Origin of the sequence: Ramlibacter sp. (assembly GCF_028291745.1) — a bacterium.
Taxonomy (GTDB): Bacteria; Pseudomonadota; Gammaproteobacteria; order Burkholderiales; family Burkholderiaceae_C; genus Ramlibacter.
This window is the reverse complement of the sequence record NZ_JAQGNQ010000132.1, coordinates 1-14,151: the sequence shown is the minus strand read 5'-3', so window position 1 is coordinate 14,151 and position 14,151 is coordinate 1. Positions and strand designations below refer to the sequence as shown.

Here is a 14,151-nt window from a genome sequence, read left to right as displayed (position 1 = left end):
TTGGCGTCGAAGAACTGTTCGTCCTCGGTGGAGCCATGCAGCGCGGTTGTCGACGACTGTCCCTGCTGGATGGTCTGCGTCACCGCGTCGAAGTAGCCGGTGCCGACTTCGCGCTGGTGCTTGACCGCGGTGAAGCCTTTTTCGGCGGCGGCGAATTCGCCTTCCTGCAGTTCGACGAACGCCGTCATCTGGTTGCGGGCGTAGCCGTAGGCCAGGTTGAACATGGAGTAGTTCAGCGATTGGAAGCCGGCCAGCGTGATGAACTGGAACTTGTAGCCCATGGCGCCCAGCTCCTTCTGGAAGCGGGCGAGGGTGGCGTCGTCGAGGTTCTTGCGCCAGTTGAATGAAGGCGAGCAGTTGTAGGCCAGCAGCTTGCCGGGGAACTTGGCGTGGATCGCCTCGGCGAAGTCGCGGGCGAACTTCAGGTCGGGCGTGCCGGTTTCGCACCAGATCAGGTCGGCGTATTCGGCATAGGCCAGGCCGCGGCTCACGGCCTGGTCAAAGCCCTTGCGGGTGCGGTAGAAGCCTTCCACGGTGCGCTCGCCGGTAAGGAAGGACTTGTCGTTCCCGTCCACGTCGGTGGTCACCAGGTCGGCGGCCTCGGCGTCGGTGCGCGCCAGCAGGATGGTGGGCACGCCCATCACGTCGGCCGCCAGGCGTGCCGCCACCAGCTTGGCCACGGCCTCGCGCGTTGGCACCAGCACCTTGCCACCCATGTGGCCGCACTTCTTGGCGGAGGCCAGCTGGTCCTCGAAGTGCACGCCGGCAGCGCCCGCCTCGATCATCGCCTTCATCAGCTCGAACGCATTGAGGACACCGCCGAAGCCCGCTTCCGCATCGGCCACGATGGGCGCGAAGTAGTCGATGTAGCCCTCGTCGCCGGGACCCTTGCCCTCGCTCCACTGGATCTGGTCGGCGCGCGCAAAGGTGCTGTTGATCTTCTTCACGCACTTGGGCACGGAGTCCACCGAGTACAGCGACTGGTCGGGGTACATCTCGCCATTGCTGTTGGCATCGCCCGCCACCTGCCAGCCCGAGAGGTAGATGCCTTTCAGGCCGGCCTTCACCTGCTGCATCGCCTGGTTGCCGGTCAGCGCGCCCAGCGTGTTCACGAAGGGCTCCGTGTTGATCAGGCTCCACAGCTTCTCGGCGCCGCGCCGCGCCAGCGTGTGCTCGATGTCCAGCGAGCCGCGCAGCTTGACCACGTCGGCCGCGCTGTAGCCGCGCTTGATGCCTTTCCAGCGCGGGTTCTCCGCCCAGTCCTGCTCCAGCTGGGCGATCTGCTGTGCGCGGGTGAGGTGGGTCCAGTTGCTCATGTTTCGCTCCATGGGTTGATCTCGAAATCGCGGCCGGCAGGGGTTGCCGCCATGGAATGAACTCTAGTCTTGCCGCCGCCGGCAGGAGCTCTTGTGTCTTATAGAAGACCAATTATTTTCTTCAGCGCTGACAGTCACTTGCGTCCGGCGTTTCGCAATGCGGCAACTACTTTCTTGTATTGAGAAATTTTGCGGCACTGCACCAAGCACGGATTCCACAATGCGCAAGGCATTTCATGTCGTGTGAAAGACGATCCAGTCGCCGTGCCCGATCACCTGCCGGTCGCGCACGCGCGCCGGGTTGATCTCGTAGACGAGGCAGGAGAGCGGCCGGCCCTCCACCTGCACGTCGACCTCGCGCTTGAAGTACTCGCTGTCCGCGCCCGGCACGATCTGCTCGATCGTGTCGAGGATCGCCTCCAGTTCCGGGCCTATGCGGTACACCTCGCCCACGACGGTCACGGCCTGCTCGCCCCCGAGCGTGAGGCCGGGATACCAGTCGATGTGGTACAGCACGCCGCGCACCTCGCCCATGCCGACGTAGTCGGGAGCGGGCTGCAGGTTATTGATGTCGTTGCGGCCGCCGCGGCGCAGCGTGCCGTAGACGAAGACGTGGCATTCAGGGGCTTGGTGCATCATGCGGCGTTTCGGCGGACGCCATTGTCGATGAGCCTCGTTCCCAGCAAGCCGCTGGCCTATGCCTGCCTCGCCCTGAGCATGACCCTGGTGGGCAGCTACGTGGCCTTGTCCAAGCCCCTGGTGGCAGCGATCCCCGTCTTCCTGCTGGCATGGATGCGCTTCGGCATCGCCGCCGTGGCCATGCTGCACTGGCTGCCCAAGCCCGCCAACGAGGCGCCGCTGAACCGCCGCACGCGCGGGCTGCTGTTCCTTGAATCCTTCCTCGGCAACTTCCTGTTTTCGCTCTGCATGCTGTTCGGCGTCAGCCTGACCAGCGCGGTTTCGGCCGGCGTGATCATGGCGGCCATCCCGGCGACCGTCGCCCTCTTCAGCCGCATCTTCCTCGGTGAGCGCATCGCGGGCCGCACCTGGGCGGCGATCGGGTTTGCGGCTCTGGGCATAGCACTGCTCGCCAGCGCCAAGCCTGCCGCCGCACCCGCCTCGGCGGATGGGCCGCACAGCCTGGCATGGCTCGGCAACCTGCTGGTCTTCGGCTCGGTGCTGTGCGAGTCGGCGTATGCGGTGATCGGCAAGGCGCTCACCGGGGTGCTGGGGCCCAAGCGCATCACCGCCCTGATCAACCTCTGGGGCTTCGTGCTCGTCACGCCCTTCGGGGCCTGGACGGCCTGGCACTTCGATTTCGGCGCGCTGCACGCCAGCGCCTGGCTGCTGCTGGTGTTCTATGCGCTGGCGGCAAGCATCTGGACGGTGTGGCTGTGGATGACGGGCCTGAAGGTCGTGCCCGCCGGCCAGGCCGGCGTCTTCACGGCCATGCTGCCGGTGTCCGCGGCGCTGGTGGGGGTGCTGGTGCTGGGCGAACAGCTCGCAGGGCTTCAGATGGTGGCTTTCGGGTGTGCGCTGGCGGGGGTGCTGTTGGCCACGTCGCGGTCCCGGGCGACGACTGGTTGACAGGACGCTGAGCCGCGCTGCGCGCGGCTCAGCGTCCTGTCACCTTGCGGATCACGGGTTTGATGTTCTCGCGCCGTGCCGGCAGCACGCTGGCGTGCTCGCGCGGCATGTTCAGGACGATTGCCGTGGACGTGTCGGTCAGCAGGCCGAACTTGGTGACGACCGCGTCGAGATGCTCGACGTCGATGACGGCGATCTCCAGCACCCAGTGGTCGTCGCCGGTGACGTTGAAGGCGTTCACCACCTCCGGCGTCTGCTCGATCAGCTGCAGCATCCGCGCGTACTCGACGCGGCCGGCGCGCACCAGCGCCCGGATGCCGTAGCCCAGGCGCTGGACGTCGACCACCGCGCGGTAGCCCTTGATGAAGCCGGCGATCTCCAGCTTGCGCACCCGCTCGGTGACGGCGGGCTGCGAAAGATGCAGGGTGCGCCCCAGCTCCGCCATGCTGGTGCGCGCGTCGCGCTGCAGCTCTTCGAGGATGCGGGTGTCGCTGGCGTCGAGTTCAGGAACTTCGGTGGACATCGTTTTCTACCTTGAAAGAAAAGGTCGGTGATCGAGCTTTCCTTTGATTCTTCCGAATTCTTCCAGGCTCGACAAGCGGCAGCGGCGCTTTGCGCGGCAAATCGTCCCTTTCCAGAGGGAAACACGCTGGAAAAAAAGCGACATCTCCCAGCGAAAAAGCGCCGTTTCCGCTTTCGCGCACCGCAGTTTCCCCTTAGCATCCGCACTGCCAGCGAGTGCTGTTTTTCGCTGGGGCGCATAGACCAACTTCTACAAGGAAATTCAATCATGGCAACTGCGAAAAAAGCGACGGCGAAGAAGGCGCCGGCGAAGAAGGCGGCGCCTGCCGCCAAGAAGGCCGCCGCTCCGGCGAAGAAGGCACCGGCCGCCAAGAAGGCGGCGGCTCCGGCCAAGAAGGCCGCGGCGCCCGCGAAGAAGGCAGCCGCTCCGGCCAAGAAGGCAGCGGCTCCGGCGAAGAAGGCCGCGGCCCCCGCTGCCAAGAAGGCCCCCGCGAAGAAGGCCGCACCGGCCAAGAAGCGCACCCCGAACGCGGCGTTCATGAAGCCGCTGACGCCCGACCAGCAACTGGCCGCCGTCGTCGGCCCGGCTCCCCTGCCGCGCACGGAGATCGTGTCCAAGCTGTGGGCCTACATCAAGAAGAACAAGCTGCAGGACCAGCAGAACAAGCGCATGGTCAACGGCGACGACAAGCTGAAAGCCCTGTTCGGCAAGAGCCAGGTCTCGATGTTCGAGATGGCCGGCCTGATCGGCAAGCACGTCAAGTAAGGCGCCTTCGCGCCAGTGCAAAGGCCGGCATTTGCCGGCCTTTTTCATTGGGGACCTGAGCCGCGATCCACGCCGTGCCTCGTGGGCCGCACGAATCCGGGCTTGGGGTGTCATCCCCGCAGCCGCAGGGTGGGTTGCCGCAGGCACCCCACCAATGCGACGGCCCGAAGGTGGGCTGCCTGCGGCAACCCACCCTACTTCTTCAGCGCGGCCTCCCGGATCCCGCTCAGCGTCCCCCGGGTCGTGATCACCTCCGGATCGAGCATCACCTCGATCACCGTGCCCTGCTTGCGCTCCAGGGCGGCGAGCAGCGCCGCCTCGAACTGGTCGGTGCGGGTGATGCGCTCGCCGGCATAGCCATAGGCCTTCGCCAGTCCGACGAAATCCGGATTCGACAGCAGCGTGCCGGCGCCCTCGGTGCGGGCCGGGTACTCGCGCTCCTGGTGCATGCGAATGGTCCCGTACATGCCGTTGTTCAGGAGCACGACGATCGACTTGGCGCCGTACTGCGAGGCCGTGGCCAGCTCCTGGCCGTTCATCAGGAAGTCGCCGTCGCCGGCCATGGTGACGGCCGTGCGGCCGGAGACGATGTTGGCGGCGATGCCGGCCGGCACGCCATAGCCCATGCCGCCCACCGTGGGCGCGAGCTGCGTCTTGTGCCCCTTGGCCCAGCCGTGGTGCTTGAAGAAGCGATGCGTCCACGAGGCGAAGTTGCCGGCACCATTGGTGATCAGCGCATCGGCCGGCAGGTGCTTTTGCAGCAGGCCGACGATCGCCGGCATGTCGATGTCGCCCGGCAGCTTCTGCGGCTCGAGGTTGCCCAGGTAGTCGGCATTGGCGCCGCGCGCCCACTCCTCGCCCCAGGGCAGTTCCGGCGGCGCGCTCAAGACCTCCAGCGAACGCGCCGCGGCATTCATCGTGGCGTTGATCGCCAGGTCGGCCTGGTACACCCGGTTCAGCTCCTCGGCGCTGGCGTGGATGTGCACCAGCTTCTGGACTGGCCTGGGCGGCTTCAGCAGGGTGTAGCCGCCGGTGGTCATCTCGCCCAGGCGCGGGCCGATGGCGATCACCAGGTCGGACTCCTTGATGCGGGCCGACAGCTTGGGATTGATGCCGATGCCCACGTCGCCCGCGTACTGCGGATGATGGTTGTCGAAGCAGTCCTGGAAGCGGAAGGCGTTGCCCACCGGCAGCTTCCAGTTCTCGGCGAAGCGCTGCAGCGCCTGTGCCGACTGCTGCGTCCAGCCGCCGCCGCCGGCGATCACGAAGGGCTTCTTCGCAGCCAGCAGCATCTCGCGCAAGGTGCGCAGCGCGCCCGGGTCGCTCCAGGCCTCGACGGCTTCCACCCGCGGCATCGGCCTGGCCGTGGTCGCCTTCACCAGCATGTCTTCGGGCAGCACCAGCACCACCGGGCCGGGGCGGCCATTCATCGCCGTGGCGAAGGCGCGCGCCACGTATTCGGGAACGCGGTCGGGGTCGTCGATGCGCTCCACCCGCTTGGCCATGCCCTTGGTGCTGGGACCGAAGAAGTTCTGGTACTCGAGCTCCTGGAAGGCCTCGCGATCGCGCTGGTCGCTGGCCACGTCGCCGACGAACAGCACCATGGGCGTGGAATCCTGGAAGGCGGTGTGCACGCCGATCGATGCATTGGTGGCGCCCGGACCGCGGGTGACGAAGCACACGCCGGGCCGGTTGCTCATCTTGCCGGCCGCCTCCGCCATGAAAGCAGCCCCGCCCTCCTGCCGGTTGCTCACGAAGGCGATCTGCTCGCGGTACTTGTGGAAGCCGTCCAGCACGGCGAGGTAGCTCTCCCCCGGCACGCCGAAGGCGTGGGTGACGCCCTGCGCCACGAGACATTCGACGATCAGGTGGCCGGCGAGCTGTGTGTCCTGGGTCATGATCCTTGACTGGATTAACTGATTGGTGAATTATCCGGCATGGCCCGAGACCCCAACCCCGCCGGAGAGGAACGACTGCGCGATGCCGATCGCTCGCAGAGCACCATCTTAGCGGCCGCCCGCGACGAATTCGCCGAGCACGGGCTGGGCGGCGCACGGGTCGACCGCATCGCCGAACGGGCCGGCTTGAACAAGCGGCTGATCTACTACTACTTCGAGGACAAGGAGAAGCTGTTCCAGGCGGTGCTGGAGCACGCCTACCGCGACATCCGCACCGAGGAACTGAAGCTGCGCCTGCTGGAGCTCGACCCCGCCACGGCCGTGCGCCGGCTGATGGAGTTCACCTGGAACTACTACCTGGCGCACCCGGAGTTCATCACCCTCCTGAACAGCGCCAACCTGCACAAGGCGCGCCACCTCGACGAATCCGAGACCGCCCGCGCGCTCAACTCGCCCGTCATCGAGACGCTGGCCGGCGTGCTGGAACGGGGCCGGCGCGAGGGCGTGTTCCGCGGCGGCGTCGACCCCGTGCACCTGTACGTGTCGATCGCCGGCCTGGCCTACTTCTATCTCTCCAACAGCTACACGCTGTCGGCCATCTTCGGCCGCGACCTGCTGGCGCCACGGGCGCGCGCCGAACGCCTGTCGCACATGACGGACGTGATCCTCGGCTACCTCTCGCGCAGCTGACCCAGGGGTTTGCGCGGACTTGCGCCGGCGCCAAGGCCTGGCCCATAATTCACCGTCTAGTTAATTAAACCGTCGGAGACATCCATCCATGGCTACCCAGCGTCTCGGAATCATCATGCACGGCGTCACCGGACGCATGGGCATGAACCAGCACCTGATCCGCTCCATCCTGGCGATCCGCACCCAGGGCGGCGTCACCCTGTCCAACGGCGACAAGGTCATGCCCGACCCGATCCTGATCGGCCGCAACGCCGAGAAGATCGAGGCCTTGGCCCGCGCCCACAAGGTGGAGCGCTGGGGCACGGACCTCGATCGCGCGCTCGCCAACCCGGACGACACGGTGTTCTTCGACGCCGGCACCACGCAGATGCGGCCCACCCTGCTGGCCAAGGCACTGCGCGCCGGCAAGCACGTCTATTGCGAAAAGCCCATCGCCACCACGCTGGCGGAGGCCATGGACATCGCGCAGACGGCGCAGAAGTCCGGCCTGAAGCACGGCGCCGTGCAGGACAAGCTGTTCCTGCCTGGCCTGCGCAAGCTGGACATGCTGCGGCGCGCCGGCTTCTTCGGCCGCATGCTGTCGCTGCGCCTGGACTTCGGCTACTGGGTGTTCGAGGGCGACCTGCAGCCGATCCAGCGTCCGAGCTGGAACTACCGCGCCGAGGAAGGCGGCGGCATGATCCTGGACATGATGTGCCACTGGCGCTACGTGCTGGACAACCTGTTCGGCCAGGTCAAGTCGATCTCCTGCCTGGGCGCCACCCACATCCCGCAGCGCTGGGACGAGAACGGCCAGCCTTACCAGGCGACCGCCGATGACGCCGCCTATGCGATCGCCGAACTGGTCGGCCACAACGGCGAGCCGGTGATCGCGCAACTGAACATGTCCTGGGCCACGCGCGTGCGGCGCGACGACCTGGTCACCTTCCACGTCGACGGCACGCACGGATCCGCCGTCGCGGGCCTGCAGCAGTGCCGTGCGCAAAGCCGCGTCGCCACGCCCCGCCCGGTCTGGAATCCGGACGTCAAGCAGCCCATCGACTTCTTCGAAGGCTGGCAGGAGATCCCGGACGCGCAGGTGTACGACAACGGCTTCAAGATCCAGTGGGAGCACTTCATCCGCCACGTCGTGGAGGACGCGCCCTACCAGTGGACGCTGCCGGAAGGCGCCAAGGGCGTGCAGCTGGTGGAAGCCGCGCTGCAAAGCTGGAAGGAACGCCGCTTCGTCGACGTTCCCCCGCTGGCGTTCTGAGGAAGCAAGCCATGGCCCTGACCCTGAAGCTGCCCACCCGCGCCGGCGCGCTCGAGACGTACACGCTGCGCGGTACCGCGCCGGTGAAGCCGGCACGCGGCGTCAAGTTCAACCGCATCGCCTATTCGGCGGCGCACGTGGTCGGCGATCCGCTGGCGGCGGTCGATCCCTGGCTGCAATCCGCCGTCGACTGGGATGCCACCATCGCCTACCGCCAGCACCTGTGGTCGCTGGGCCTGGGCGTGGCCGAAGCCATGGACACCGCGCAGCGCGGCATGGGCATGGACTGGCCGACCTCGCTCGAACTGATCCGCCGCTCCACCGACGCGGCGCGCGACGTGCCGGGCGCGCTGGTCGCCTCCGGCTGCGGCACCGACCACCTCGCGGTGGAGGATGCGAAGAGCGTCGACGACGTGATCCGCGCCTACGAGGAGCAGATGGCCGCCATCGAGAAACTCGGCGGCCGCCTGATCGTGATGGCCAGCCGCGCACTCGCGCAGGTGGCGCAGTCGCCGGCGGACTACGAGCGCGTCTACGACCGCATCCTCGCGCAGGCGAGACAGCCGGTGATCCTGCATTGGCTGGGCGACATGTTCGACCCGGCCCTGGCCGGATACTGGGGAACCAAGGACACCGACGCCGCGATGGACACCGCGCTGGGCATCATCGCGGCACATCCTTCGAAGGTCGACGGCATCAAGATCTCCCTCCTGGACAAGGACAAGGAGATCGCGATGCGCCGCCGCCTGCCCGCGGGCGTGCGCATGTACACGGGCGACGACTTCAATTACGCGGAGCTGATCGCCGGCGACGGCTTCGGCCAGGACCCCGTGCAAGGCAGGAGCGACGCGCTGCTCGGGATCTTCGACGCGATCGCGCCCGCCGCGAGTGCGGCATTGGGCGAGCTGGCGCAGGGGAACCTCGAGAAGTTCCACGCCATCCTCGGCCCCACGGTGCCGCTGTCGCGCCATATCTTTGCGGCGCCCACGCGCTTCTACAAGACCGGCGTGGTGTTCGTGGCCTGGCTCAATGGCCACCAGAAGCACTTCACCATGGTCGGCGGCCAGCAAAGCGCGCGCAGCCTGCCGCACCTGGCGGAACTGTTCCGCCTGGCCGATGCGGCCAACCTGCTGGAGCAGCCGGAGCTGGCCGTGCGCCGGATGAAGGCCCTGCTGGCGGTGCACGGCGTCGAATAGAGCCCAAGACGGATGTCATGCCGGGCTTGACCCGGCATCCACGACGGCGTTTGCACAGGCGCCGCATGGATTGCGGGTCAAGCCCGCAATGACATCCAGGAGCCAAGGAATCCCCCATGAGAGACTTCTCCCAGGACCACCGCTGGTTGTCCATCAACACCGCGACCGTCCGCAAGAGCAAGGGCGTCGACCTGCCGCTGCCCGAGATCATCGAGGCCTGCGTGCGTCGCGGGATCCGGGCGATCTCGCCCTGGCGCGACCAGGTGCAGGCAGCCGGGCTCGCCAACATCTCCAGGCTGGTGCGCACCCATGGCCTGGAACTCTCCGGCTATTGCCGCGGCGGCATGTTTCCGGCCACGGATGCGGCGGGACTGAAAGCCGCGCGCGACGACAACCGCCGCGCCGTCGACGAAGCCGCCGAACTGGGCGCGCCGTGCCTGGTGCTGGTGGTGGGCGGCCTGCCCGGCGCACTGCAGGGCAAGCCCGCGCACAAGGACATCGCGCTGGCGCGCTCGCAGGTGCACGATGGCATCGCCGAATTGCTGGAACATGCCAGGCAGGCGCGGATGCCGCTGGCGATCGAGCCGCTGCATCCGATGTATGCGGCCGATCGCGCATGCGTCAACACGCTGGAACAGGCGCTGGACCTGTGCGACCAGCTGGATCCCGGCCGCACCGCTGGCGAATCGGCAAGGACGCCAGCGCCGCTGGGCGTCGCGCTCGACATCTATCACACGTGGTGGGATCCCAAACTGCAGCGGCAGATCGAGCGCGCCGGCAAGGAGCGCCTGCTCGCCTTCCACGTCTGCGACTGGCTGACGCCGACCGTGGACCTGCTGAACGACCGCGGGATGATGGGCGACGGCGTCATCGACATCCCGCGCATTCGCGGTTGGGTCGAGGCGCAGGGCTTTGCCGGCTACAGCGAGGTGGAGATCTTCTCCACCGGGCAGTGGTGGCAAAGGCCGCACGAGGAGGTGCTGGACACCTGCATCGCGCGGCACCGCACGGTCGTCTGAACGCAGTCCCGCGCCCCGCGGGCTGCCATGGACCGAACGCATCCCGCCGGCGCGGGATTCCCTTTACGGAACCGGCGTGAGCTCGGGCCGCTGGCCCGCGACCGGCGTGGGGCGGGCGGGCGACGTGCCCGCCTCGATCTCGCCGGAGAGCTGGCCGCCCTCCTCGATCACCACCTTGCCGTAACGCACGCGGCCGGTGACCTTGCCGGTCGAATAGATCACCAGCTTCTGGCGCGCCGTGAGGTTGCCTTCGAACACGCCGCGGATCTCGGCGACGTCGATGTCGGCGGAGCCCTTGAAGGCGCCGCGCTCGGAGATCTGGATCACGCGCGAATCCATCGTGGCTTCGACCGAGCCCTCGACCACCAGCGTGTCGCAGTCGGTGATCTCCACGCCTTTGAGCTTGATGTTGGGGCCCACGGTCAGCTTGCTCTCGCCCTCCTTGACGGGCCCGGCGGCCGTAGCCTGGACAGGCGCAGCAGCCGGCACGGCGGCGGCAAGCGGCGGGTGGGCGACGGCAGCGGCGTTGGGATTCAGGCCCGGGCGCGCAGTGCTGTCCTCGCGCTTGTTGTTGCCGTTGAAGAAGGGGGATTGCAGGGCCATGAAACGGTACCTCTGGGAATGGAAGCGAAGAGCTGCGATGCTACGCAGCGCCTCCATTACAAGTGCCGCGGGTGGCGCAAGAAGGGTAACGAATGGCGTTGCCGGGAACCGACGCCACTGCAGCATCCGCCGCATCCTCCATCGGGTGCTTGCGCGCAGGCCATGCAGCCGTCACGATGGAGCGCAGAGGACGGGATCTGCCATGAAACCCTGGCTGCGATCGCTGTGCGGTGCCGGCGCCCTGCTGGCCGCCATCACCGGTGCGCAGGCGGATCCCGCGCGGTCCGCCGAGAGCTTCGACGTCAACGAGGACAACCTGCTGGTGGTCCTGCGCGAAAGCCCGGGCGCCAACAAGCAGGACGAAAGCCTCACGCCCTTCGGCAAGATCAGCGCGCGCGCCGCCGATGGCCGCGAGTTCGAGTTCGAGGCAAGCTGGTTCCAGTACCTGGGCGACATGCACCTGCGCCTGGTGTTCGACGGCCAGCGCCACGTCCAGAGCGCCTCGCCGGAAGATCTCCAGCGCATGCAGCTGTCGCCCGAGCAGGCGCTGCACGTGGCCGTCGACAACCTGCGCCGCCGCTACGGCGAGCCGGTGGCGGAGCCCTGGAGCGGTGGCCTGATGCAGGTGCACGGCAACGCGCCGGAACTCGATAGCAGCTATTTCCTCGATCGCGACTTCTGGCTGGAGCAGTTGCAGCAGTCCCCTTCCGGCATCGTCGCCGCCGTGCCCGATCGCGGTGGCCTGGTGTTCGCCCATGCCGACGATGCGTCGGCGGTGGCGACGCTGCGCTTCAGCGCCGCGGCCCTGTTCGCTGGTAACGACAGCACGCGCATCTCCTCCGGCCTGTACCTGTTCAAGGACGGCCGCTGGTCCGTGTTCCAGCCGCCGCAGGCGTCCGGCGAGTAAACGCCCGCCGCCGCTCCGCTCCGGCGCCGGAGGAAGGGCCGCGCTGTGCTAGGCTTTGCCGCCATGAAGCGGCGGACGTTGCTGCGATGGTCATTCCTGGCGGCAGCCGCGCCGGCGGTGGCGCAGCCGTCGCCCTTCACCCGCGCGATTCCGTCCACCGGCGAACCGATCCCGCGCGTGGGTCTCGGCACCTGGATCACCTTCAACGTCGGCCAGGATCCGCCGGCACGGGCCCGCTGCGCGCAGGTGATGGAAGCCTTCTTCGACGGCGGCGGCCGGCTGATCGACTCTTCTCCGATGTACGGGTCCTCGCAGGGCGTGGTGGGCGAAGGCGTGCATCGGCTGGGCGCCCGGCGCGTGTTTGCCGCCGACAAGGTCTGGACCGGCGGCGATGGCGCGGCGCAGATTGAGAAGTCCCGGGCGCAATGGCAGATCACCCGCTTCGACCTGCTGCAGGTGCACAACCTGCTTGCCTGGGAGAAGCAGTTGCCCGTGCTGCTGCAGATGAAGCAGCGAGGCCAAGTGCGCTACGTGGGCATCACCACCTCCGAGGGCCGGCGGCATGCCGAGTTCGAACGCATCATGCGCACGCAGCGGCTCGACTTCGTGCAGTTCACCTACAACCTGGTCGATCGCGAGGTGGAGGAGCGCCTGCTGCCGCTGGCCGCCGAACGCGGACTCGCCGTGCTGATCAACCGCCCCTTCCAGGAGGGCGACCTGCTGCGCAAGCTGCAGCGGCATCCCTTGCCGGCCTGGGCGCCCGAGATCGAATGCGGCAGCTGGGCGCAGTTCGCGCTGAAGTTCGTGATCAGCCATCCCGCGGTCACCTGCGCCATCCCCGCCACCCGCCGGGTCGAGCACGTCCGCGAGAACCTGGGGGTGGCGCGCAGCCGGATGCCGGACGAGGCGATGCGGCGGCGGATGGCGGCGTACGTGTCCGGCCTATGACCGAGTGGTGGACGTACGGGCTGTCGGATTTCCTGATGTTCTCGCCCCAGGCCTACTGGCGCCTGGTGGCCAGGCACAACGACGCGTGGTGGCCGGCGCAGCTGGTCGGCATCGTCTCCTGCTTCGGCCTGCTGGTGGCGCTGCGCGAGTCGGCCATCGGCGCGCAGCGCATGGTGCTGCTGGTGCTGGGCGCGGCCTGGGCCTGGATAGGCTGGTCCTTCTTCTCGCTGCGCTACACGGAGATCTTCCTGGGGGCGACCTGGCTGGCGCGGGCCTGCGGGGTGCAGGCCGCGATGCTGCTGGCGTTCGCACTGCTGCCTCCGGCGCCGCTGCGCTTCGTGCCGCACCGGGACCGCACGATGGCCCTCGTTCTCGGCAGCGCGGCCCTCTGCTATCCGCTGCTGGCCTGGTGCACCGGCCATCGCTGGGTCGAAGCGGAAGTCTTCGGCTTCATGCCCGACCCGACCACGCTGGCCACGCTGGGCGCCCTGCTGGCGCTGCGGCAAGGCGGCTTGCGCCGGCCGCTGCTGGCCGCGCTGCCGGTGCTGTTCCTGCTTCTCGGGCTGGCCACGCGCTGGCTGATCGCCTGAACGGCGTCAGTAAGCGACGCTGTACCGGTAGCCGCGAAAGCGCAGCACGGCGCTGCGGGGCCGGATCTGCTCCAGCAGCACGCCGGGCGCGAGCTCCTGCCCCTCGGTCATCACCTGGCCGCCGACGATCAGCATGCGCTGCGCCGCGTTTTCCGAGTGCACGCCGCCCGAGATCACCAGCTTGGGCAAGGCGTGCTGGACGTCCGGTGGCAGGTCGGCGACGGCGACGATGCGGTCGGCTGCGGGCCTGGTGGCCGGAGCCGCCGATGCGGCCACCGCGCTCGTTGCCGCGGTGGACGCGGCCGGCGCTGCTGGCGACGCGGCGCGCGTGACCGCGACGTGCGGCGCAACCACGATCTTCGCGACCATGTGCTCCACGGCAGCCGGCGGCGGCGGCATCACGCTAGTGGCGACCGGCAGGACCGCAGCGCCCGCGGCGGGTGCGCCCTGGCTCAATCCCACCGGCACCGCAGGCCGCGCAGTGCTCGCCCCGACCTCGGGCGCGCGGCCCCAGAAAGCATAGGCCGCCGCCAGTGCCGCGACTGCGCACGTCGCCGGCCAGACGACCCACGCGCGCGAGCGATTTGCAGGGGGCAGCGGGAAGCCCGCGGCCGGCTGGGCGTGGATGCCGCGGGCGGGATCGCGTTCGCGCTCGGCATCGGCCTTGCGCAGTGCGTCGAGGATGTAGGACATGCTCGCTCGTTCAGGGTTCGGTGCGCATGCGCGGCTCGTCGACGCCGCTCACGCGATTGAGTTGCATGTACGTCAGCGGACCGGGACGGCCATCGGCCGGCAGCCCCTGCGCGAGCTGGAAGGCGCGCACTTCGGCGCGCAGGGCGGGCCCCAGGCGCGGCGCC

The 14,151-nt window shown here is 68.2% G+C and carries 16 protein-coding genes; 9 read left to right on the top strand and 7 right to left on the bottom strand.

The window, feature by feature from the left end:
• Both aceA and JWP60_RS24760 read right to left on the bottom strand, forming a co-directional pair.
• On the bottom strand, nt 1-1,316 hold a 1,316-nt coding region (gene aceA / locus JWP60_RS24765), incomplete at its 3' end, for an isocitrate lyase (protein ID WP_299797604.1).
• A gap of 234 nt (nt 1,317-1,550) precedes the next feature.
• Nucleotides 1,551-1,955, bottom strand: a complete 405-nt coding sequence (locus JWP60_RS24760; protein WP_299797602.1) for a gamma-glutamylcyclotransferase family protein — start codon at nt 1,953-1,955, stop codon at nt 1,551-1,553.
• Nucleotides 1,956-1,982: 27 nt separating this feature from the next.
• On the opposite strand from JWP60_RS24760, the gene JWP60_RS24755 reads away from it, so the two are divergent.
• Nucleotides 1,983-2,903 (top strand): DMT family transporter, encoded by a 921-nt coding sequence (locus tag JWP60_RS24755; protein WP_299797599.1) that lies wholly within the window; start codon nt 1,983-1,985, stop codon nt 2,901-2,903.
• A 28-nt stretch (nt 2,904-2,931) separates the two neighbouring features.
• On the opposite strand, the gene JWP60_RS24750 is transcribed toward JWP60_RS24755, so the two are convergent.
• Nucleotides 2,932-3,426 (bottom strand): Lrp/AsnC family transcriptional regulator, encoded by a 495-nt coding sequence (locus tag JWP60_RS24750; RefSeq protein ID WP_299797596.1) that lies wholly within the window; start codon nt 3,424-3,426, stop codon nt 2,932-2,934.
• Nucleotides 3,427-3,693: 267 nt separating this feature from the next.
• On the opposite strand from JWP60_RS24750, the gene JWP60_RS24745 reads away from it, so the two are divergent.
• Nucleotides 3,694-4,191: an SWIB/MDM2 domain-containing protein gene (locus tag JWP60_RS24745; protein WP_299797593.1), complete on the top strand. Its 498-nt coding sequence runs from the start codon at nt 3,694-3,696 to the stop codon at nt 4,189-4,191.
• A gap of 194 nt (nt 4,192-4,385) precedes the next feature.
• On the opposite strand, the gene JWP60_RS24740 is transcribed toward JWP60_RS24745, so the two are convergent.
• Nucleotides 4,386-6,089 (bottom strand): thiamine pyrophosphate-binding protein, encoded by a 1,704-nt coding sequence (locus JWP60_RS24740; protein ID WP_299797591.1) that lies wholly within the window; start codon nt 6,087-6,089, stop codon nt 4,386-4,388.
• A 39-nt stretch (nt 6,090-6,128) separates the two neighbouring features.
• Between JWP60_RS24740 and JWP60_RS24735 the strand changes: the two genes are divergently transcribed.
• The 4 genes from JWP60_RS24735 to JWP60_RS24720 all read left to right on the top strand — a co-directional run bounded on the left by JWP60_RS24735 (nt 6,129) and on the right by JWP60_RS24720 (nt 10,246).
• Complete coding sequence (locus JWP60_RS24735; RefSeq protein ID WP_299797589.1) at nt 6,129-6,779, top strand: TetR/AcrR family transcriptional regulator; 651 nt, start codon at nt 6,129-6,131, stop codon at nt 6,777-6,779.
• An 88-nt stretch (nt 6,780-6,867) separates the two neighbouring features.
• Nucleotides 6,868-8,031, top strand: a complete 1,164-nt coding sequence (locus JWP60_RS24730; protein ID WP_299797587.1) for a Gfo/Idh/MocA family oxidoreductase — start codon at nt 6,868-6,870, stop codon at nt 8,029-8,031.
• 11 nt (nt 8,032-8,042) lie between these two features.
• Complete coding sequence (locus JWP60_RS24725; RefSeq protein WP_299797585.1) at nt 8,043-9,227, top strand: dihydrodipicolinate synthase family protein; 1,185 nt, start codon at nt 8,043-8,045, stop codon at nt 9,225-9,227.
• A 116-nt stretch (nt 9,228-9,343) separates the two neighbouring features.
• A complete protein-coding gene (locus JWP60_RS24720) occupies nt 9,344-10,246 on the top strand; it encodes a sugar phosphate isomerase/epimerase family protein (RefSeq protein WP_299797582.1) in 903 nt (300 codons plus the stop codon).
• A 63-nt stretch (nt 10,247-10,309) separates the two neighbouring features.
• Here JWP60_RS24720 and JWP60_RS24715 read toward each other — a convergent pair whose 3' ends face one another.
• Nucleotides 10,310-10,849 carry a polymer-forming cytoskeletal protein gene (locus tag JWP60_RS24715; RefSeq protein ID WP_299797579.1) on the bottom strand — a complete coding sequence of 180 codons (540 nt, stop codon included), beginning with the start codon at nt 10,847-10,849 and terminating at the stop codon, nt 10,310-10,312.
• Nucleotides 10,850-11,051: 202 nt separating this feature from the next.
• Here JWP60_RS24715 and JWP60_RS24710 point away from each other — a divergent pair, with 202 nt between their 5' ends.
• The 3 genes from JWP60_RS24710 (at nt 11,052) to JWP60_RS24700 (ending at nt 13,294) form a co-directional block, all read left to right on the top strand.
• The gene (locus tag JWP60_RS24710) at nt 11,052-11,756 is read left to right on the top strand and encodes a hypothetical protein (RefSeq protein WP_299797576.1); all 705 of its coding nucleotides are present in this window, start codon (nt 11,052-11,054) and stop codon (nt 11,754-11,756) included.
• A 63-nt stretch (nt 11,757-11,819) separates the two neighbouring features.
• Nucleotides 11,820-12,704, top strand: coding sequence for an aldo/keto reductase (locus JWP60_RS24705; protein WP_299797574.1), 885 nt, complete (start codon nt 11,820-11,822; stop codon nt 12,702-12,704).
• A complete protein-coding gene (locus JWP60_RS24700; protein ID WP_299797571.1) occupies nt 12,701-13,294 on the top strand; it encodes a DUF6064 family protein in 594 nt (197 codons plus the stop codon). Before JWP60_RS24705 ends, JWP60_RS24700 begins: the two co-directional genes overlap by 4 nt.
• Nucleotides 13,295-13,300: 6 nt before the next feature.
• On the opposite strand, the gene JWP60_RS24695 is transcribed toward JWP60_RS24700, so the two are convergent.
• Nucleotides 13,301-13,987, bottom strand: a complete 687-nt coding sequence (locus JWP60_RS24695; protein WP_299797568.1) for a general secretion pathway protein GspB — start codon at nt 13,985-13,987, stop codon at nt 13,301-13,303.
• Between the two features lie 10 nt (nt 13,988-13,997).
• On the bottom strand, nt 13,998-14,151 hold a 154-nt coding region (locus JWP60_RS24690), incomplete at its 5' end, for a peptidoglycan-binding domain-containing protein (protein ID WP_299797607.1).

What these genes read in the sequence shown, in the direction of transcription:
- JWP60_RS24760 (WP_299797602.1), bottom strand. Translation starts at nt 1,955, where the DNA reads ATGATGCACCAAGCCCCTGAATGCCACGTCTTCGTCTACGGCACGCTG.
- JWP60_RS24755 (WP_299797599.1), top strand. Translation starts at nt 1,983, where the DNA reads ATGAGCCTCGTTCCCAGCAAGCCGCTGGCCTATGCCTGCCTCGCCCTG.
- JWP60_RS24750 (WP_299797596.1), bottom strand. Translation starts at nt 3,426, where the DNA reads ATGTCCACCGAAGTTCCTGAACTCGACGCCAGCGACACCCGCATCCTC.
- JWP60_RS24745 (WP_299797593.1), top strand. Translation starts at nt 3,694, where the DNA reads ATGGCAACTGCGAAAAAAGCGACGGCGAAGAAGGCGCCGGCGAAGAAG.
- JWP60_RS24740 (WP_299797591.1), bottom strand. Translation starts at nt 6,089, where the DNA reads ATGACCCAGGACACACAGCTCGCCGGCCACCTGATCGTCGAATGTCTC.
- JWP60_RS24735 (WP_299797589.1), top strand. Translation starts at nt 6,129, where the DNA reads ATGGCCCGAGACCCCAACCCCGCCGGAGAGGAACGACTGCGCGATGCC.
- JWP60_RS24730 (WP_299797587.1), top strand. Translation starts at nt 6,868, where the DNA reads ATGGCTACCCAGCGTCTCGGAATCATCATGCACGGCGTCACCGGACGC.
- JWP60_RS24725 (WP_299797585.1), top strand. Translation starts at nt 8,043, where the DNA reads ATGGCCCTGACCCTGAAGCTGCCCACCCGCGCCGGCGCGCTCGAGACG.
- JWP60_RS24720 (WP_299797582.1), top strand. Translation starts at nt 9,344, where the DNA reads ATGAGAGACTTCTCCCAGGACCACCGCTGGTTGTCCATCAACACCGCG.
- JWP60_RS24715 (WP_299797579.1), bottom strand. Translation starts at nt 10,849, where the DNA reads ATGGCCCTGCAATCCCCCTTCTTCAACGGCAACAACAAGCGCGAGGAC.
- JWP60_RS24710 (WP_299797576.1), top strand. Translation starts at nt 11,052, where the DNA reads ATGAAACCCTGGCTGCGATCGCTGTGCGGTGCCGGCGCCCTGCTGGCC.
- JWP60_RS24705 (WP_299797574.1), top strand. Translation starts at nt 11,820, where the DNA reads ATGAAGCGGCGGACGTTGCTGCGATGGTCATTCCTGGCGGCAGCCGCG.
- JWP60_RS24700 (WP_299797571.1), top strand. Translation starts at nt 12,701, where the DNA reads ATGACCGAGTGGTGGACGTACGGGCTGTCGGATTTCCTGATGTTCTCG.
- JWP60_RS24695 (WP_299797568.1), bottom strand. Translation starts at nt 13,987, where the DNA reads ATGTCCTACATCCTCGACGCACTGCGCAAGGCCGATGCCGAGCGCGAA.